The sequence below is a fragment of the Citrobacter sp. wls826 genome (assembly GCF_005281245.1).
Taxonomy (GTDB): domain Bacteria; phylum Pseudomonadota; class Gammaproteobacteria; order Enterobacterales; family Enterobacteriaceae; genus Citrobacter; species Citrobacter braakii.
In genome coordinates this window covers 17,757-37,069 of record NZ_SZWS01000045.1, presented here as the reverse complement: position 1 = coordinate 37,069, position 19,313 = coordinate 17,757, and the positions used below count along the sequence as shown (strand labels likewise).

Genomic DNA, 19,313 nt, shown 5'->3' with positions numbered 1-19,313 from the left:
CTCAGGCGCGGGACCATCAGGAAGAGGTGGCGAAGCTTATCGACGTCACCACCTGTATCGGCTGTAAAGCGTGTCAGGTGGCGTGTTCAGAATGGAACGACATCCGTGATGAAGTGGGCAACAACGTTGGGGTGTACGACAACCCGGCTGATTTGACCGCTAAATCCTGGACGGTAATGCGCTTCTCGGAAGTGGAACAAAACGACAAACTGGAGTGGCTAATCCGCAAGGATGGCTGTATGCACTGCGCCGATCCGGGCTGCCTGAAGGCGTGTCCGGCCGAAGGAGCAATCATTCAGTATGCCAACGGTATCGTCGACTTCCAGTCCGAGCAGTGCATCGGCTGTGGCTACTGTATCGCGGGCTGCCCGTTCGACGTGCCGCGCCTCAACCCGGAAGACAACCGCGTTTACAAATGTACGCTGTGCGTTGACCGTGTAGTGGTCGGACAAGAACCAGCCTGCGTGAAAACGTGTCCAACCGGCGCAATTCATTTCGGCACTAAAGAGTCGATGAAAACGCTGGCCGGTGAGCGCGTGGCGGAGCTGAAAACGCGTGGTTACGAAAACGCGGGTCTGTACGATCCGGCAGGCGTTGGCGGTACGCACGTGATGTACGTATTGCACCATGCGGACAAGCCGAATCTGTACCACGGTCTGCCGGAGAACCCGGAAATCAGCGCCACCGTGAAGTTCTGGAAAGGCATCTGGAAACCTCTCGCAGCCGTCGGCTTTGCAGCGACATTTGCGGCCAGTATCTTCCACTACGTCGGCGTAGGCCCGAACCGTGCGGAAGAGGAAGAAGACAATCTGCATGAAGAAAAAGACGAGGTGCGCAAATGAAACGACGTGACACCATCGTGCGCTACACGGCGCCGGAACGCATCAACCACTGGATCACCGCCTTCTGCTTCATTCTGGCGGCAGTGAGCGGGATGGGTTTTCTCTTCCCGTCGTTTAACTGGCTGATGCACATCATGGGCACGCCGCAACTGGCGCGAATTGTGCACCCGTTTGTCGGCGTGATCATGTTTGCCTCGTTTATCATCATGTTTTTCCGTTACTGGCACCACAATCTAATCAATCGGGATGATATCTTTTGGGCGAAGAATATTCGTAAGATTGTCGTCAACGAGGAAGTAGGTGACACGGGACGTTATAACTTCGGCCAGAAATGCGTATTCTGGGCGGCGATTATCTTCCTGGTCCTGTTGCTGGTGAGCGGAGTGGTCATCTGGCGTCCGTATTTTGCGCCTGCTTTCTCAATCCCGGTGATCCGATTCGCGTTAATGCTGCATTCATTTGCCGCAGTAGCGTTAATTGTGGTTATCATGGTGCACATTTACGCCGCCCTTTGGGTGAAAGGCACCATTACCGCGATGGTGGAAGGATGGGTTACCAGCTCATGGGCGAAGAAACATCACCCGCGCTGGTACCGTGAAGTCCGCCAGAAACAGGAAAAGTCATCTGAATGAGTATTCGCATAATCCCGCAAGATGAGCTGGAGAAGAGCGAGAAACGCACGGCGGATATGATTCCGCCGTTATTATTCCCCAGACTCAAAAATTTGTATAACCGCCGCGCTGAACGTCTGCGCGAGCTGGCCGAGAACAACCCGCTGGGTGATTACCTGCGTTTTGCCGCGCTGATCGCTCACGCGCAGGAAGTGGTGTTGTACGACCATCCGCTGCAGATGGATCTGACCGCTCGCATCAAAGAAGCGAACGATCAGGGCAAACCGCCACTGGATATCCACGTTCTGCCACGCGACAAGCACTGGCAAAAACTGCTGCAATCGCTAATTGCTGAGCTGAAGCCGGAAATGAGCGGCCCTGCGCTGGCCGTGATCGAGAATCTGGAAAAAGCCTCGGAGCAGGAGCTGGAACTGATGGCCAGCGCGCTGTTTGCCTCCGATTTCGCCTCCGTCAGCAGCGACAAAGCACCGTTCATTTGGGCTGCCCTGTCGCTCTACTGGGCGCAGATGGCGAGCCTGATCCCCGGCAAAGCCCGTGCGGAATACGGCGAACAGCGTCAGTACTGCCCGGTGTGTGGTTCAATGCCGGTATCCAGCATGGTGCAAATCGGTACCACTCAGGGGCTGCGCTATTTGCACTGCAACCTGTGCGAAACCGAGTGGCACGTGGTGCGCGTGAAGTGCAGCAACTGCGAGCAGAGCCGTGATTTGAACTACTGGTCGCTGGATAACGAACAGGCGGCAATTAAAGCTGAAAGCTGCGGCGATTGCGGGACTTACCTGAAGATTCTCTATCAGGAAAAAGACCCGAAAGTCGAGGCCGTAGCCGACGATCTCGCTTCACTGATGCTGGACGCACACATGGAGCAAGAGGGCTTTGCCCGCAGCTCCATCAACCCGTTCCTGTTCCCGGGTGAAGGGGAGTAAGTTCTTCGCACTACCGGGCGGCGCAGGTCGCCCGGGTTATAACGTATACGGTGTGACCACGCCGGATATGCCTGCAAAATCCCTGGTATTACGCGTAACCAGTGTAAGACGATGAATCTGCGCAGTGGCCAAAATGATGGCATCCGGCAATTTCATCCCATATTCCTGCCTGATACTCACGCTTCGTTCAGCAATATCCTGTGAAACACCGATCACATTAAAAGCGCCTAGCGCAACGCGTGTGCGAGATTCCTGATGATATTTTTTTGCGCCCACCATCAACTCCATCCATGTAATGAGGCTGATTGCGTTCTGCGGCGGCCATGTTTCTATCGCTAGTTTTGCTTCACTTCGCCCGCTAAACAGGTCGATGAGGATGTTGGTATCAAAAAGCGCAGATCCTGTGACCATTACCATTCCTCACGGAGTTTACGCTGATAATCAACGCCATCTTCCTCACAACCTTGCCATAGCCCAAGAGCACGTGAAATTGTCGTTTCAGCTTGATCCTGCCTCTCAAGATACTGTTCAACAGCCTCCCGCAAAAGCTCGGCCCGCGGCAGATTACGCTGCACCTTGAGATCATCAAGACGTTTGATCACTTCGTCTGATAAATCGAGTAAAATTCTGCCCATATCCATCCCAGCCATCATACTCACATATACCTCCAGTATATCATTGGCGATTAATTTCCACACAACATACACCCGAGAAAAGCGAGAAAATAGCCTTCACGCGAACGATTTTTACTTTTGCGAGCCGCTTTCCAGAATCGTATACCCCGTCACTTTTCCCATTCTCATTCGTGGCTATCCAGGTTATAAAACTGTATATCCATACAGACAAGGAAAATAATAAATGGCACTGGAAATCGGGATTGCACAGTTGGTTGAGGCATTTATCGCGGCGGGACGCCCTTCTTCGCGCGAGCAAAATATTGATGACCGGAGAGCAGGCTACATTGCCAGCACGGTACTGGCAGGAGAAACTGAAACCCGCGTACAGGTTGAAGATATTGAACTCGATGCAATGACATTTCGCGTTGTTTCGCCGCGGGACGCCACGGGAAATCTCCCCTGCGTTATCTATTATCACGGTGGCTGCTTTGTTAGTGGCGGATTCGCGACGCATGATAACCAGCTAAGGCAGCTCGCCTGGTACAGCGGCTGTCGAGTCATTGCGGTGCATTATCGCCTCGCACCAGAGCATACTTTCCCGGCTGCACATAACGACGCTGAAACGGGAGCCAATATTATCTGGAAGTATGCCCAGAAACTGGGTGTCGACCGCGGCAGGATTACGCTTGCTGGCGACAGTGCGGGCGGGCATCTGGCGCTGGTCACTGCACTTCGCCTAAAAGCTGCCAATCAATGGCAACCTGCGCAGCTAATGCTGATTTACCCAATGCTGGACGCAACCGCCAGGTTTGAGAGCTACGACCGAAATGGGCAGGATTACATTATCACACGTGACACGTTGCTTTCGGGCTACGAGATGTATTTGCCGCAAACCGACCTGCGGCATCCTGAAGCCAGCCCTGTCTGGCGTGAAGACTTCAACGGTCTGCCGCCCACGCACATCATTACAGCCGAATTCGACCCACTGCGCGATGAGGGCGAGGCCCTGTATCAACGGTTCCAGGAGCAGGGCGTGGAGTGCACCTGCCAACGCTATCTTGGCGTTATCCACGGATTTTTCCAGTTGGCAGGAGTGAGCCAGGCGGCACGAAATGTTATGCGAGATGTGGCCTGGCGGCTTGGCCGTTAGGGTTGTTTATGTTTTCGTCCACGGGTGCTATCTTGTGTGAATAGATAACACAAAGGACAAACTTATGCCCAGAACTACCAGCATTACAATCGGCGAGCATCTCGATCGTTTTATTAACGAAATGATTGAAAGTGGGCGCTATGGCTCCACCAGCGAAGTTGTTCGTTCGGCATTGCGTTTGCTGGAGGAACAAGAATTGCGAAATAATGCATTGCGCGACGCGCTGGAGGATGGGATACACAGTGGCACAAGCGACCTGACTCTACAGGAGGTCGCGCTCCGGAAGAAGCGCAGTCTGAATGTATAAACTCTCTAATCGGGCAGTCGAAGACTTTGAATCTATCTATGAATACACCTGGAGAAAATTCGGTTATCAACATGCAGATAAATACACGACAGAGTTGGAGCAGCTTTTATTACTATTAGAGAAAAACTCTTTGATGGGTCGCAACAGCTCTGAAATTAAGGAAGGTACCCGTCAATACAACCACCGCCAACATGCAATTTTTTATCAAAATGCGGATTATGGCATTTTCATAATCCGCATTTTACATCAGCAAATGAACCCAATATTGCATATTAACTAGAGAAACTACTCTTCCTCATTCCCGCCCTCTTCATATGCGCCAAACGGTTTCGCGGGTAGCACAATGTAGGTACCTTCAAACACGACGCCCGGCGTGTCATCGCCAAACACCCCGACCTGCATCTGAACGCGCGCCTTGCGGCCTCTTGCCAGACGGTCCAGGTCACCGCTCAGCGAGCCCAGATCGGCAATAGCGGTAGGTTTCCCGGTAATTGGCCTGCTGTATCGGATATGCGCGTCGGCGAGGATTATCGTCCCCCCCAGATGACGCTCGCGCAGCATCAGCCAGATAAGCCCCCAGCCCGTTAACGTCGCCAGTGAAAACAGGCTTCCGGCAAACAGCGTATGGTGCGGGTTCTGATTGCCTGTCTCTGGCATCGTAGTAATAAATTTCTGCCCGGTGTACTGCTGAATGCGCACGCCCATTTTCTCACTCAATGGAATATGTTCGTACCAGGCTTGCTGTAGCTGTCCGCACCAGTCCCCGCGATGGAGAATGTCGTCCAGCGTTGCGATGGGTTTAATCATCAAAAAATGTCGCACCGGCGTGGTTTGTGGCGTGGTAATTTCGCCCTGACTCACAAACCCCAGTTTGGCGAAAAATTCGACCGCATCTTCACGAGCGCTACAGGTTACGCGCTTTACCCCTTCCTGACGCGCCACAGACTCCAGGGTCATCGCCATCAGCGTGCCCAGCCCTTTCTCCTGCACAGAGGGGTCAACGGCCATAAAGCGTATGGAGGCTTCGTTATCCGCATTGATATACAGACGCCCGACCGCGACCAGATTTCCCTCTTCGTCCACCACCATCTGGTGATGCGCCATCGCGTCCCAGGCATCCCGTTCGGAGCCTTTTGGCTGGTGCAACGGTTTACGCAACATCTCCCAGCGAAACTGGTAGTAACGCTCCAACTCTTCTTCTGTTTGCGGTACTCGAAGGTGATACATAGTCGTATTCTCTCTTGTTGCCCGCGGCCACACCGGTAGCTGGTTCATACTTGTAACCAGAACGTCACGGGGCCATCATTAACCAGTGAAACCTGCATATCCGCAGCGAATCGACCGGTTTGCGTATTCATTTCCTGTTGGCGGCAACGCTCAACAAAGTATTCATACAGCGCTTCTGCCCGCTCGGGCGCAGCACCTTTCGAAAACCCCGGGCGCATGCCGCGTTCGGTATCTGCCGCCAGCGTGAACTGTGAAACCACCAGCACACTGCCACCTGATTGCTGCACGTTGAGGTTCATTTTTCCTTCGGCATCGCTAAAGATTCGATAGCCGAGTACGCGCTCGCACAGACGGTTCGCTTTCTGTTCGTCATCATCCCTTTCGACACCTAACAGGACCAAAAGTCCTGGGCCAATTTCACCCGTCACCTCGCCCTCCACGGTGACGCTGGCACGGGTTACGCGCTGAATTAATGCAATCATGGTTGATCTGCTTCTTCTTGTTCTGCGGCTTGTTTAAGTTTGCGGTATTCCCCGAGAGTGACAGTTATTTCCGCGCCAAGCAAGACGATACACCACGTCCAGTATACCCAGACAAATAAAATGGGGATCACCGCCAGGACACCGTAAATGAGCTGATACGACGGGAACATCGTGATGTAGAGCGCAAATCCTTTCTTTCCGGCCTCGAACAACACGGCGGCCACAAAGGCGCCAATAACCGCATCACGATTGGGCACACGCGTAGTTGGTACAATGCTGTAAAGCAGCCAGAACGAGAGCCAGGAAAGCACCAGAGGGAAAATACGCAAGACGTCATCAATCACCGAGTTGAGATCGCTGGCCCAGCGCAATGACAACAAATAAGAGCTGATCGCCAGACTAGCCCCCGCCAGCAGCGGCCCCAGCGTTAAAATCATCCAGTAGACGGCGAAAGAGTAAACTTTGGGACGAGTGCGCTTACTGCGCCAGATAGTATTCAGAGCATTATCAATGGCATACATCAGCAATAACGCCGTGACAATCAGCCCACATGCCCCAACGGCCGTCATTTTGTTCGAGTTGGCGACAAACTGTTCGATATAACGCTGGATGACGTCTCCCGTCGCCGGGATAAAGTTTGCAAAAATAAAATGACGTAGCTGGGCACTGACGTCGGAAAACATCGGAAATGCGGCGAAAAGAGCAAACACAACGGCGATAAGCGGTACTAATGAGAGCAGTGAAACATAGGCAAGATTCCCTGCCAGCGTCGTCATGTTGTCCTCATCAATCCGCTGCCATAGTAGCTTCAGCCAGGCCCGTACAGGACGCGTATGGTGCCTGGCTTGTTGCTGAACATTTTTTAGCATAACAACTTCGCGAAATAGTCAGGAATGGTCGTTTTATCGACGACCTGGATACTGGTAATCCCTAACCGGTTAGCTCCTTCAATATTATCGGCGTTGTCGTCAAAAAAGACCGCATCTTCCGCAGAAAAACCTTCAGACTGCAGGACATGCTGGTAAATCCGCGCTTCCGGTTTTCGCATGCCCAGATCCTGGGAAAGATAAATATGGTCAGCAGCCTGACGAATTTCAGGATATTCATCCGGCCAAAATGTTGTGTGCAGACGGTTAGTATTCGACAAGACGACCACCCGATGCCCCTGCTCACGCAGCTTATGCATGATGTCGATGACTTCAGGGCGCAATGCCACAAAAACGGCCTGCCAGCCGTGAGAGAACTGCTCGTAACTTAGCGGCAGCGCCATGTCATGACATAGCGCCTCGGCAAAGGCTTCATCCGTTATTTCACCTCGCTCATGCTGGTGAAAAGCCTCCCCCATGGTGAAACTTTGCTTCAGCGAGGCCAGCGGTACACGGCTCAGATCGCTCCATGTGCCCAACACGCGGTTGAAGTCGATATCGACAATCACATTACCTAAATCAAAGATATAGAGCATGCCCTTCTCCTTATTCGCCGTGGATGAATAACTGTAGCGGGAAAGGAGAAGTTTGACTATGTGAGAGTGATGGCTTCGAACTTATCGAGCCATCATCTGAGGAATTACACGGCCAGAGCATCATCTTGTGAAGGACTCACCTGCACAATTTCAACCTGTTGTGACTGGAGTAAATTATGCAATGCGGGACCTGGGTATTCATCGGTAAACAGCGCGGTCACCTGAGAGACGTTACCAATTTCTACCGCGGCAGAAGCCGTATATTTCGTATGATCCGCTGCCAGCAGAATGTGTCTTGAGTGCGACATCATCGTTTTCACCACGCTGGCTTCATTGACATCAAACTCCAGCAGCGCGCCATCACTTTCGATCGCGCCAACGCTGGTTACCAGGTAGTCGGCCCGAAAATCAGCGACAAATGCCGAGGCAGAAGGACCAATGATGCCACTGTTGTGCGGGCGTAACGTTCCCCCCGGCACCATGACTTCAAAACGTGGATTGTTATAAAGAATGTGCGCCACGCGCAGACTGTTGGTGATAATGCGCAAATGATTATGGTTTAACAGCGAGCGGGCCACCTGCTCAACGGTGGTGCCAATGGTAATAAACACCGTTGACCCATCGGGAATGTAGTCCGCCACCGCTTCCGCGATGGCTTTTTTCTCCTCCGTCCAGGAGACTTCACGCTGCTCAAACGCCGTATTCACCACGCTGGAGGCTCTGCCCGCGCCACCATGATGACGCGTAATTAATCCCTGCTCGCTGAGTTTACGAATATCACGACGCACGGTCTGCGTGGACACGTCCAGCAGGCTGGCCAGCTCGTCGATATTCATATAACCGCGCTCGCTAATCAGCATAAGCAGTTGATCGTGTCGCGGGTTACCGGTCAGTTCGGTAAGACTCATGAAATTTCCTCGAAAAACCATTGCCCTGGCATTTTATACAAAAAGTGACAGAAAAGATCGGGTTTGATCACAGTCAGGGATTCCGGCCCTTCCTCCCGGACGCGTACATTTTAGCGCAGCAACCCCGCTGGCGAACCTGACGGCCTCTTCCGGGAGGTCGCCGCCGGCCAGGCTAAACGCGAGCGCACCATGGAAAACATCCCCCGCCCCCGTTGTGTCAACAACGTCGACTTTAAATCCAGATTGATGCTGCAACGTATTATTTTTTATCCAGTCGCAGCCTGCACTGCCCCGCGTTACATACACGTGACCATTTGTGAGCGTTTGTGCTTGTTTCAGTCCGGCTTCAGGATCGTTTATCCCGGTTAAACGCGCCAGACCGGGTTCAGAAAACGCAGCATGATCGCTTAACGCCACCAGCTCGCGGATATCTTGTGGCGTTACGTCACCATCCAGTACCGTCATCACTCCCGCCCGACGTGCCAATGTGAACGCCTGCCTGGCCCCTTCGTGCCAGCGAACATCCGCCAACACCACATCCCACTGGGTAAAATCGATCTCATTGAGCCAGTCAGCATCATGCAGTAAATCCGGGCTGGGATAGTTAACGATAATCCGTTCCCCTTGCGCATCAACCATAATTGCCGATTGTGAAGACTTCGCCCCCGCGTAGCGCCGGGAATAGCGGGTATTTACCCCCAGGGACTCCAGCTCCGCCAGCAAGCTATTTCCGGTGTCGTCATCGCCCACACGGCCAATAAAGTCCACCTGCGCGCCCAGCTTCGCTGCAGCCACTGCGGCCGTTGCAGCAGGCCCGCCGCCCACTTCCGTATAACGCTTCGCCACATACTTACCTCCTTCAGTCGGTAAACCTTCCACGTAATAGATGCGATCCATCACGGCAATACCTACACAAGCAATACGAATCATGGTCGTTCCTTAGGCGTTTCAAGATGGGATCATTTTAATTTCACAAAATGTTTAAAAAGTGACGGCTGTCAATTTTTTGACCATAAATTACAAATACGATCAAAAACAGACAGAAACAAACGACCTTAAATGACAAAAAATGACATCCACGTCTCAGGAGAACGTTATGGCAGTTATAGCATTTATCGGATTAGGTCAGATGGGTTCACCCATGGCGAGCAACTTGCTGAAGCAGGGTCATCAACTCAGCGTCTTTGACGTTAACCCGGATGCCGTTCAGCGCCTGGTGGAAAAAGGAGCACAGCCTGCCAGTAGCCCGGCTCAGGCAGCAAAAGGTGCAGAATTTGTCATCACCATGCTGCCAAACGGCGATCTGGTGCGCAGCGTATTGTTCGGCGAGCAGGGTATTTGCGAAAGCCTCTCACAGCAGGCGTTAGTAATTGATATGTCGACTATTCACCCACTGCAAACCGATAAACTCATCGCCGATATGCGTGCCAAAGGCTTCGATATGATGGATTGCCCGGTTGGACGCACCTCCGATCACGCCATAGCGGGAACGCTGTTGCTGCTGGCAGGTGGAACGGCAGAGCAGGTAGAACGCGCCACACCGTTTCTGATGGCGATGGGTAATGAATTGATCAATGCAGGTGGTCCCGGCATGGGGATCCGCGTGAAGCTCATCAACAACTACATGAGTATCGCGCTAAACGCCCTCTCTGCCGAAGCCGCCGTGTTGTGCGAGGCACTTGGTCTCTCCTTCGATGTGGCTTTGCAAGTCATGAGCGGCACCCCCGCCGGAAAAGGCCACTTTACTACCTCCTGGCCGAACAAAGTGCTGAAAGGCGATCTTTCCCCGGCTTTCATGATCGATTTAGCTCACAAGGATCTTGGCATCGCCCTGGACGTTGCCAACCAATTGCACGTGCCGATGCCGCTCGGCGCCGCTTCCCGCGAAGTCTATAACCAGGCACGCGCCGCTGGCCGTGGCCGGGAAGACTGGACCGCAATACTCGAGCAGGTTCGGGCATCTGCCGGACTGAATTCCCAACTTTGATAAGTAAAAGGACTGAACAATGACCAAGTACACCCTGAAAGATATCACCCGAGCTTCCGGCGGGTTTGCCATGCTGGCGGTCGATCAGCGCGAAGCCATGCGCTTAATGTTTGCCGCCGCGGGTGCAAAATCCCCGGTCAATGACAGCGTGCTGACTGATTTCAAAGTCAATGCGGCGAAGATCCTTTCCCCCTATGCCTCCGCCATTCTGGTCGATCAGCAGTTCTGCTACCGCCAGGTTGTAGAGCAAAACGCGGTCGCCAAAAGCTGCGCCATGATTGTGGCCGCTGATGAGTTCATTCCGGGTAACGGTATTCCGGTCGATAGCGTGGTGATTGATAAAAAAATCAACCCGCAGACCGTGAAGCAAGATGGTGCCAAGGCCCTCAAACTGCTGGTGCTGTGGCGTAGCGATGAAGATGCCCAACAACGTCTTGATATGGTGGGAGAATTCAATGAACTGTGCCATTCCAATGGCCTGCTGAGCATCATCGAGCCGGTTGTTCGCCCACCACGTCGTGGCGATAAGTTCGATCGTGAACAAGCCATTATCGATGCCGCGAAAGAACTGGGTGATAGCGGTGCCGATCTCTACAAGGTCGAAATGCCTCTGTACGGCAAAGGAACCCAACAAGAGCTGCTTAGCGCCTCTCAGCGCCTGAATGAAAACATCAACATGCCGTGGGTCATTCTCTCCTCCGGTGTGGATGAAAAACTGTTCCCACGCGCGGTCAGCGTAGCAATGACCGCTGGCGCATCCGGCTTCCTGGCCGGACGTGCGGTCTGGTCATCCGTGGTTGGCCTGCCGGATACCGAACTGATGCTGCGTGATGTTTCCGCACCTAAGTTGCAGCGTCTGGGCGATATCGTCGATGAAATGATGGCCCGGCGCTAAGAGGATCTCAGAATGAAATGGTTTAACACCCTAAGCCACAACCGCTGGCTGGAGCAGGAAACAGATCGCATCTTTAACTTTGGTAAGAACGCTGCGGTACCTACCGGATTTGGCTGGCTGGGAAACAGTGGTCAGGTCAGAGCAGATATGGGGACACATCTGTGGATCACCGCCCGCATGCTGCACGTCTACTCCGTTGCCGCGTCAATGGGTCGGCCTGGCGCATACCAACTCGTCGATCACGGCATTAAAGCGCTGAACGGTGCGCTACGCGACACACGCTACGGCGGTTGGTACGCCTGCGTAAATGACGAAGGCGTGATGGACGCCTCCAAGCAGGGTTATCAGCATTTCTTCGTCTTGCTCGGCGCGGCAAGCGCGGTCACTACCGGTCATCCACAGGCCAGACAATTGTTGGATGATGCCATCGAGGTGATTGAAAAGTACTTCTGGAGCGAAGACGAGCAGATGTGCCTGGAGTCCTGGGACGAAGCCTTCAGCCAGACGGAAGATTACCGTGGCGGTAACGCCAACATGCACGCGGTCGAGGCTTTCCTGATCGTTTATGACGTTACCCATGACCGTAAATGGCTCGATCGCGCACTGCGAATTGCTTCGGTGATTATTCACGACGTGGCCCGCAGCGGGGAGTATCGCGTCAACGAGCACTTCGATTCACAGTGGAACCCAATTCGCGATTACAACAAGGATAACCCTGCTCACCGTTTCCGCGCATACGGCGGCACGCCGGGCCACTGGATCGAATGGGGCCGTCTGATGCTGCATCTGCATGCCGCGTTGGAAGCCCGCTTCGAAACGCCTCCCGCCTGGCTGCTGGAAGATGCCAAAGGCTTGTTCCACGCCACCATCCGTGATGCCTGGGCACCGGACGGTGCGGATGGTTTTGTCTATTCGGTGGACTGGGACGGTAAACCAATCGTTCGCGAAAGAGTGCGTTGGCCGATAGTCGAAGCCATGGGTACCGCCTATGCCTTGTATACCCTCACCGGCGACAGCCAGTACGAAGCCTGGTACCAGAAGTGGTGGGATTACTGCATCACCTATCTGATGGACTACGAGACCGGTTCATGGTGGCAGGAGTTGGACACCGATAACAAAGTGACCACCAAAGTCTGGGACGGTAAGCAGGACATTTATCACCTGCTGCACTGCCTGGTAATCCCGCGTCTACCGCTGGCTCCGGGCCTTGCTCCGGCGGTTGCTGCCGGTCTTCTGGATATCAACGCCAAATAAGTCACAAGGATAGCAGCCATGCATAGTGGTGGAAAAACCATTCATCTTCAGGCCGGACACTACGAGGCGAAAATCGTCACGGTTGGAGCTGGGCTGGCAGAATTGATGCATCGTGGGCGTCACATCGTTATTCCACATAAGCCGCAAGAAATGCCGCAGGCGCATTTAGGAAAAGTGTTAGTCCCATGGCCAAACCGCGTTGCAGACGGCTGCTATCAACATAACGGCAAGACCTTCCAGCTTGCCGTTAACGACACTGTTTCGCATACCGCCATTCATGGGCTGTTGGCCTGGCGGGACTGGCAGATTAACCAGCAGTCGGCATCGGAAGTGTCGCTGATGATTTTTCTGCCGCCCTCTTATGGTTATCCCTTTTCATTACTGGTTGAAACAACATATCGCCTTGATGCAATAAGCGGTCTGCACATTTTTATTACTGCGCTGAATATTGGTGATGAATCAGCGCCTTATGGTTCTGGCGCTCATCCCTATTTGACCTGTGGTCTTGAGAAGATAGATAGCTGTACGCTCACTCTTCCGACAGATGAGGTCTTTGACATTGATACCCTGGAAACGCATCGCGTTGAGAATACCGCGCTGAATTTCACCACGCCGCGCCCTGTCGCTGCAACGCAGATCGATCACACCTTTAAAACCCCTGTGTCCGGGCGTGAATGGGAAGTCCGCATGTTCAGTGCAACGAAAAATATGACGACGTACTTACGTTGCGACCAGCCGTGGCTACAGATTTACAGCGGCGAGAAATTACACCGTCTGGGGCTTGCCGTAGAACCCATGACCTGCCCGCCAGATGCCTTTAATTCAGGCATCAGTCTTATCTCTCTGGCACCCGGCGAGATGCATCGGATGCATTTTTTAATCGGTGCCGAATAACCTTATCCCAAAACAAAAATTACCGAATTACCCTATTTTTACGGAGACGATAATGAATTCGCTACAACAACGGTCAACCGCTTTAGAACTAACGACGTTACAGAATGGCTTTACGCTGACATACCACCAGCGCCTGATTTTACGTCACAGCACAGAAACCCCCTGCCTGTGGATCGGCGCTGGCGTTGCCGATATTGATATGTTCCGCGGCAACTTCAGCATTAAAGACAAACTCAATGAGAAGATTGCCCTGACCGACGCCACGGTCAGCGAGTCGCCTGACGGCTGGCAGGTGCATTTCAGTCGCGGTAACACCATCAACGCCACGCTGCACATCTCCACCGATGAACAGGGTCGCCTGAAGCTGGATCTGCACAACGATGACCTCAGCCATAACCGCATCTGGCTGCGTCTGGCTGCCAACCCGGACGATCATATTTACGGCTGCGGTGAACAGTTCTCTTATTTCGACTTACGCGGTAAACCGTTCCCACTGTGGACCAGCGAACAGGGCGTGGGCCGTAACAAAAATAGCTATGTCACCTGGCAGGCAGACTGCAAAGAAAATGCCGGTGGTGACTACTACTGGACCTTTTTCCCGCAGCCGACCTTCGTCAGCACGCAGAAGTACTACTGCCACGTTGATAACAGCTGCTATATGAATTTCGACTTCAGCGCGCCGGAGTATCACGAACTGGCATTGTGGGAGGACAAAACCACCCTACGATTTGAATGCGCTGACACCTACATCTCTTTACTGGAAAAACTGACCGCGCTGTTAGGACGCCAGCCGGAGCTGCCGGACTGGATCTACGATGGCGTCACGCTCGGTATTCAAGGCGGTACTGAGGTTTGCCAGAACAAACTGGACACCATGCGTAACGCAGGCGTGAAAGTAAACGGCATCTGGGCGCAGGACTGGTCCGGGATCCGCATGACCTCCTTTGGCAAACGCGTGATGTGGAACTGGAAGTGGAACAGCGACAACTATCCTCAGTTGGATAGCCGTATTAAGCAGTGGAAAGAAGAAGGCGTGCAATTCCTCTCCTACATCAACCCGTACGTCGCCAGCGATAAAGATCTCTGCGCTGAAGCGGCTGCGCACGGTTATCTGGCGAAAGATTCCTCTGGCGCTGACTATCTGGTTGAGTTTGGCGAGTTTTATGGCGGCGTGGTGGACCTGACCAACCCTGAAGCCTACGCCTGGTTCAAAGATGTCATCAAAAAGAACATGATTGAGCTGGGATGCGGCGGTTGGATGGCCGACTTTGGCGAATACCTGCCAACCGACACTTACCTGCACAATGGCATTAGCGCTGAAATTATGCATAACGCCTGGCCTGCGCTGTGGGCGAAATGTAACTACGAAGCGTTACAGGAGACTGGCAAGCTCGGCGAGATCCTGTTCTTTATGCGTGCGGGCTACACCGGCAGCCAGAAATACTCCACCATGATGTGGGCAGGCGATCAGAACGTTGACTGGAGCCTTGACGACGGTCTGGCTTCCGTCGTTCCTGCAGCGCTGTCACTGGCGATGAGCGGCCATGGTCTGCACCACAGCGATATCGGCGGCTACACCACCCTATTTGAAATGAAACGCAGCAAAGAGCTGCTGCTGCGCTGGTGTGACTTTAACGCCTTCACACCGATGATGCGCACCCACGAAGGTAACCGCCCTGGCGATAACTGGCAGTTTGATGGCGATGCTGACACCATCGCTCACTTTGCTCGTATGACCACCGTCTTTACCACCCTTAAACCGTATCTGAAACAGGCGGTCGCGCAAAACAGCGCTACCGGTCTGCCGGTGATGCGTCCGCTATTCCTACATTACGAAGACGATGCACGGACCTACACACTGAAATATCAGTACCTGCTGGGACAGGATGTTTTGGTTGCGCCGGTTCACGAACAAGGCCAGCAAAACTGGACTCTGTATCTGCCGGAGGATAGCTGGGTCAACATCTGGACCGGGGAAACTTACCAGGGCGGTGAAATTACCGTGGATGCGCCTATTGGCAAGCCTCCGGTGTTTTATCGCGCGAAGAGTGAATGGGCGTCACTGTTTGCCACTTTACGCAACATCTAATGCGGCTCGCCCGTGGGGAAACTCGCGGGCACATGGAGAATAATAATGAGTCAGACTTCCTCTAATCCGGCAACCCTACGCTTGCCGTTCAAAGAAAAACTCGCCTATGGGATGGGTGATTTAGGCTCCAATATCCTGCTGGATATTGGTACGCTCTATTTACTCAAGTTTTATACCGATGTCCTTGGTTTACCTGGAACTTATGGCGGTATCATTTTCCTCATCGCCAAGTTTTTTACCGCGTTTACCGATATGGGCACCGGGATTATGCTTGATTCCCGTCGCAAAATTGGCCCGAAGGGAAAATTCCGTCCGTTCGTTCTTTATGCCGCATTTCCGGTTACCTTGCTGGCGATTGCAAACTTTGTCGGTACACCGTTTGAAGTAACCGGTAAAACGGTCATGGCAACGGTGCTGTTTATGCTGTACGGATTGTTTTTCAGCATGATGAACTGCTCTTATGGTGCGATGGTTCCCGCGATTACGAAAAATCCTGACGAACGCGCGTCGCTTGCCGCCTGGCGGCAAGGTGGCGCAACCCTGGGTCTGTTGCTGTGTACCGTCGGTTTTGTTCCCGTAATGAACCTGATCGAAGGCAACTCGCAGCTGGGTTATATCTTCGCCGCCACGTTGTTTTCTCTGTTTGGCCTGCTGTTTATGTGGCTCTGCTATGCCGGGGTAAAAGAACGTTACGTGGAAGTGAAACCCGTTGATGCCGCGCAAAAACCGGGATTGCTGCAATCCTTTCGCGCCATCGCCGGTAACCGCCCGCTGTTTATTCTGTGCATTGCCAACCTTTGCACGCTTGGCGCGTTTAACGTCAAGCTGGCAATACAGGTCTACTACACCCAGTACGTTCTTAATGACCCGATCCTCCTTTCCTGGATGGGCTTTTTTAGCATGGGTTGTATCTTCATCGGCGTCTTCCTGATGCCTGGCATGGTCAGACGTTTCGGCAAGAAAAAAGTCTACATCGGCGGTTTGCTGATTTGGGTGGCGGGCGATCTGCTTAACTACTTCTTTGGCGGCGGCTCCGTCAGCTTTGTCGCGTTCTCTTGTCTGGCGTTCTTCGGCTCGGCATTCGTCAACAGCCTGAACTGGGCGTTGGTCTCCGATACCGTGGAATATGGCGAATGGCGTACCGGCGTACGCTCTGAAGGTACGGTATACACCGGTTTCACCTTCTTCCGTAAAGTGTCACAAGCGCTGGCAGGATTCTTCCCGGGATGGATGCTGACGCAAATCGGCTACGTCCCCAATGTGGTGCAATCTGCAAGTACGGTCGAAGGATTGCGTCAGTTGATCTTTATTTATCCTTGCGCCTTGGCGGTGATCACCATTGTAGCTATGGGCTGTTTCTACAACCTTAACGAGAAGATGTATGTCCGCATCGTTGAAGAGATAGAAGCGCGTAAACAACCCGTTTGATAATAATAATGAATAGCGCTCTACGGGGCGCTATTGAGGAGCGATTATGTCTTTTCATGATCCGCTAACGCTAAAACTGAGCCTGCGTGAAAAATTCGCCTACGGAGTGGGTGACTTCGGCTCAAATTTGATGCTGTGTATCGGTACGCTGTATCTGCTTAAATTTTATACCGATGAACTAGGGATGCCGGCGTATTACGGTGGGATTATCTTTTTGGTGGCGAAGTTCTTCACCGCTTTCACTGATATGTTGACCGGTGTGTTGCTGGACTCAAGGCGTAATATTGGCGCAAAAGGGAAATTCAGGCCCTTTATTTTGTATGCATCATTTCCTGTTGCTGTCGTTGCCAGCGCGCAGTTTTTAGCGACAGATTTTACGCTAACGGTGAAAACCGGGCTGGCGACAGTGTTGTTTATGCTGTTCGGGCTGTTCTATAGCCTGATGAACTGCTCCTACGGCGCGATGGTGCCCGCGATCACGAAAAACCCGCATGAACGAGCTCAGCTCGCCGCCTGGCGTCAGGGCGGAGCTACCGTAGGCCTGTTACTGTGTACTGTTGGCTTTATGCCTATTCAGGCGCTATTTGTTAGTTCACCTTCGCTGGGTTATCTGATTGCCGCACTGATCTTCTCCGTCTGCGGACTGTTCAGTATGTGGTGGTGCTTTAGCGGTGTGAAGGAACGATATATCGAAATCGTGCCGGATCACCATAAGCCCAGCATTCTCAAGTCGTTCTGCGCCATTTTCCGTAACCCTCCACTGCTGGTGCTGTGTGTCGCCAATCTGTGCACGTTGGCGGCATTCAACATCAAGCTGGCGATCCAGGTGTATTACACCCAGTACGTGCTCAACGATATTCATCTGCTGTCGTGGATGGGTTTCTTCAGCATGGGATGCATTCTGGTTGGGGTACTGCTGGTTCCCGCGGCTGTAAAACGCTTCGGTAAAAAGCAGGTTTACCTCGGTGGCCTGGCGCTATGGGCTATCGGTGATGTGCTGAACTTTTTCTGGGGCAGTACGTCATTTTTATTCGTCACGTTCTCTTGCATGGCCTTCTTCGGAACCGCTTTTGTTAACAGCCTAAACTGGGCACTGGTTCCGGATACGGTCGATTATGGCGAATGGAAAACGGGGATCCGTGCGGAAGGTTCGGTGTATACGGGTTATACCTTTTCTCGCAAAATTTCTGCTGCGCTCGCAGGCTTCCTGCCAGGCATCATGCTGACGCAAATCGGTTATATCCCCAATATAGTCCAGAGCGATGCCACACTGCTCGGTTTGCGTCAGCTTATTTTCCTCTGGCCTTGCGGACTTGCAATTATTGCAGCACTCACGATGGGCTTCTTTTACAAGCTCAACGAAACTCGTTTTGCTTTTATTATTGAGGAAATCAGCCAACGGAAGAAAAACAACATCCAACCGGACCCTATTACTAATAAAAAGAACACCTCTGCTGTAAACGTATAAAAATAATTGCCGCCTATTCCATCCCAATGGATGGCGGCCTCCCTACGCGTAAAAAATGGATTTATCATGAAAAAATTAACGACAATAATTCTCTTATCCTCTGTGGTATCAACCTCTGCTTTCGCTGGAGCCTATGTAGAAAACCGCGAAGCATATAACCTGGCATCCGATCAAATGGAAGTCATGCTGCGCGTTGGCTATAACTCCGATATGGGCGCGGGTATCATGCTTACGAACACCTACACTATGCAACGCAAGGATGAGTTAAAACACGGCTATAACGAAATAGAGGGTTGGTACCCGTTATTTAAACCGACAGATAAATTAACAATCCAGCCTGGAGGGTTAATAAACGATAAGAGTATTGGCTCAGGCGGTGCTGTTTATCTGGATGTTAACTATAAATTTACTCCGTGGTTTAATCTTACCGTGCGTAATCGATATAACCATAATAACTACAGTTCAACCGACCTAAACGATGAGCTGGATAATAATGATACCTATGAAATAGGCAACTACTGGAACTTTACCATTACCGATAAATTTTCCTATACCTTTGAACCGCACTATTTTATGCGAGTCAATGACTTCAATAGCAGCAATGGAAAAGATCATCACTGGGAAATTACCAATACCTTTAAGTATCGTATCAATGAACACTGGTTACCCTACCTTGAATTACGCTGGTTAGATCGCAATGTTGAACCCTATCATCGCGAACAAAACCAGATTCGTGTTGGGGCAA

General features: G+C 52.4%; 22 protein-coding genes. 14 read left to right on the top strand and 8 right to left on the bottom strand.

Translation table 11 applies throughout. From position 1 onward, the window contains the following. The 3 genes from fdxH to fdhE all read left to right on the top strand — a co-directional run. Positions 1-842: formate dehydrogenase subunit beta (gene fdxH, locus FDW87_RS09770; RefSeq protein WP_137379707.1), on the top strand; the 842-nt coding region annotated here is incomplete at its 5' end. Then, positions 839-1,474 carry a formate dehydrogenase cytochrome b556 subunit gene (gene fdoI / locus FDW87_RS09765; protein WP_003028686.1) on the top strand — a complete coding sequence of 212 codons (636 nt, stop codon included), beginning with the start codon at positions 839-841 and terminating at the stop codon, positions 1,472-1,474. The genes fdxH and fdoI, both read left to right, overlap by 4 nt. After that, a complete protein-coding gene (fdhE, locus tag FDW87_RS09760; protein ID WP_003028685.1) occupies positions 1,471-2,400 on the top strand; it encodes a formate dehydrogenase accessory protein FdhE in 930 nt (309 codons plus the stop codon). Before fdoI ends, fdhE begins: the two co-directional genes overlap by 4 nt. A 36-nt stretch (positions 2,401-2,436) precedes the next feature. Here the strand turns inward: fdhE and FDW87_RS09755 are convergent, their stop codons facing one another. Both FDW87_RS09755 and FDW87_RS09750 read right to left on the bottom strand, forming a co-directional pair. After that, a complete protein-coding gene (locus FDW87_RS09755) occupies positions 2,437-2,811 on the bottom strand; it encodes a type II toxin-antitoxin system VapC family toxin (protein WP_016155182.1) in 375 nt (124 codons plus the stop codon). Continuing rightward, positions 2,811-3,053 (bottom strand): CopG family transcriptional regulator, encoded by a 243-nt coding sequence (locus tag FDW87_RS09750; protein WP_016155181.1) that lies wholly within the window; start codon positions 3,051-3,053, stop codon positions 2,811-2,813. The genes FDW87_RS09755 and FDW87_RS09750 overlap by 1 nt, the downstream gene beginning before the upstream one ends. 205 nt (positions 3,054-3,258) lie before the next feature. Here FDW87_RS09750 and FDW87_RS09745 point away from each other — a divergent pair, with 205 nt between their 5' ends. From FDW87_RS09745 to FDW87_RS09735, 3 genes are all read left to right on the top strand, one after another. After that, positions 3,259-4,167, top strand: a complete 909-nt coding sequence (locus tag FDW87_RS09745) for an alpha/beta hydrolase (protein ID WP_137379694.1) — start codon at positions 3,259-3,261, stop codon at positions 4,165-4,167. Between the two features lie 64 nt (positions 4,168-4,231). After that, positions 4,232-4,474 carry a type II toxin-antitoxin system ParD family antitoxin gene (locus FDW87_RS09740; RefSeq protein WP_016155179.1) on the top strand — a complete coding sequence of 81 codons (243 nt, stop codon included), beginning with the start codon at positions 4,232-4,234 and terminating at the stop codon, positions 4,472-4,474. Continuing rightward, positions 4,467-4,754 (top strand): type II toxin-antitoxin system RelE/ParE family toxin, encoded by a 288-nt coding sequence (locus FDW87_RS09735; RefSeq protein ID WP_049269420.1) that lies wholly within the window; start codon positions 4,467-4,469, stop codon positions 4,752-4,754. Before FDW87_RS09740 ends, FDW87_RS09735 begins: the two co-directional genes overlap by 8 nt. A gap of 5 nt (positions 4,755-4,759) precedes the next feature. On the opposite strand, the gene fabY is transcribed toward FDW87_RS09735, so the two are convergent. From fabY to FDW87_RS09705, 6 genes are all read right to left on the bottom strand, one after another. Next, positions 4,760-5,701 carry a fatty acid biosynthesis protein FabY gene (gene fabY / locus FDW87_RS09730; RefSeq protein ID WP_003825286.1) on the bottom strand — a complete coding sequence of 314 codons (942 nt, stop codon included), beginning with the start codon at positions 5,699-5,701 and terminating at the stop codon, positions 4,760-4,762. A gap of 44 nt (positions 5,702-5,745) precedes the next feature. Continuing rightward, positions 5,746-6,183, bottom strand: a complete 438-nt coding sequence (gene dtd, locus FDW87_RS09725) for a D-aminoacyl-tRNA deacylase (RefSeq protein ID WP_003028671.1) — start codon at positions 6,181-6,183, stop codon at positions 5,746-5,748. Then, positions 6,180-7,052, bottom strand: coding sequence for a virulence factor BrkB family protein (locus tag FDW87_RS09720; protein WP_019077938.1), 873 nt, complete (start codon positions 7,050-7,052; stop codon positions 6,180-6,182). The genes dtd and FDW87_RS09720 overlap by 4 nt, the downstream gene beginning before the upstream one ends. Beyond that, the gene (gene yihX / locus FDW87_RS09715; RefSeq protein WP_016155174.1) at positions 7,046-7,645 is read right to left on the bottom strand and encodes a glucose-1-phosphatase; all 600 of its coding nucleotides are present in this window, start codon (positions 7,643-7,645) and stop codon (positions 7,046-7,048) included. The genes FDW87_RS09720 and yihX overlap by 7 nt, the downstream gene beginning before the upstream one ends. Before the next feature lie 104 nt (positions 7,646-7,749). Then, complete coding sequence (locus tag FDW87_RS09710) at positions 7,750-8,553, bottom strand: DeoR/GlpR family DNA-binding transcription regulator (RefSeq protein ID WP_016155173.1); 804 nt, start codon at positions 8,551-8,553, stop codon at positions 7,750-7,752. Between the two features lie 33 nt (positions 8,554-8,586). Next, positions 8,587-9,483, bottom strand: coding sequence for a sugar kinase (locus FDW87_RS09705; protein ID WP_104651901.1), 897 nt, complete (start codon positions 9,481-9,483; stop codon positions 8,587-8,589). A 166-nt stretch (positions 9,484-9,649) separates the two neighbouring features. Here FDW87_RS09705 and yihU point away from each other — a divergent pair, with 166 nt between their 5' ends. The 8 genes from yihU to ompL all read left to right on the top strand — a co-directional run. Continuing rightward, positions 9,650-10,540: a sulfolactaldehyde 3-reductase gene (gene yihU, locus FDW87_RS09700; protein ID WP_019077940.1), complete on the top strand. Its 891-nt coding sequence runs from the start codon at positions 9,650-9,652 to the stop codon at positions 10,538-10,540. Between the two features lie 19 nt (positions 10,541-10,559). After that, a complete protein-coding gene (gene yihT, locus FDW87_RS09695; RefSeq protein ID WP_049282318.1) occupies positions 10,560-11,435 on the top strand; it encodes a sulfofructosephosphate aldolase in 876 nt (291 codons plus the stop codon). A gap of 12 nt (positions 11,436-11,447) precedes the next feature. Next, positions 11,448-12,689: a sulfoquinovose isomerase gene (yihS, locus tag FDW87_RS09690; protein WP_016155169.1), complete on the top strand. Its 1,242-nt coding sequence runs from the start codon at positions 11,448-11,450 to the stop codon at positions 12,687-12,689. An 18-nt stretch (positions 12,690-12,707) separates the two neighbouring features. Beyond that, positions 12,708-13,583, top strand: coding sequence for an aldose-1-epimerase (locus FDW87_RS09685; protein WP_047415635.1), 876 nt, complete (start codon positions 12,708-12,710; stop codon positions 13,581-13,583). A 52-nt stretch (positions 13,584-13,635) separates the two neighbouring features. After that, positions 13,636-15,672, top strand: a complete 2,037-nt coding sequence (locus FDW87_RS09680) for an alpha-glucosidase (RefSeq protein ID WP_137379693.1) — start codon at positions 13,636-13,638, stop codon at positions 15,670-15,672. A 45-nt stretch (positions 15,673-15,717) separates the two neighbouring features. Beyond that, a complete protein-coding gene (locus tag FDW87_RS09675; RefSeq protein WP_016155166.1) occupies positions 15,718-17,100 on the top strand; it encodes an MFS transporter in 1,383 nt (460 codons plus the stop codon). Positions 17,101-17,146: 46 nt separating this feature from the next. Continuing rightward, entirely contained in the window at positions 17,147-18,568 is a 1,422-nt protein-coding gene (locus FDW87_RS09670; protein WP_131380424.1) for an MFS transporter, read from the top strand. Positions 18,569-18,634: 66 nt separating this feature from the next. Beyond that, on the top strand, positions 18,635-19,313 hold a 679-nt coding region (gene ompL / locus FDW87_RS09665; RefSeq protein WP_137379706.1), incomplete at its 3' end, for a porin OmpL.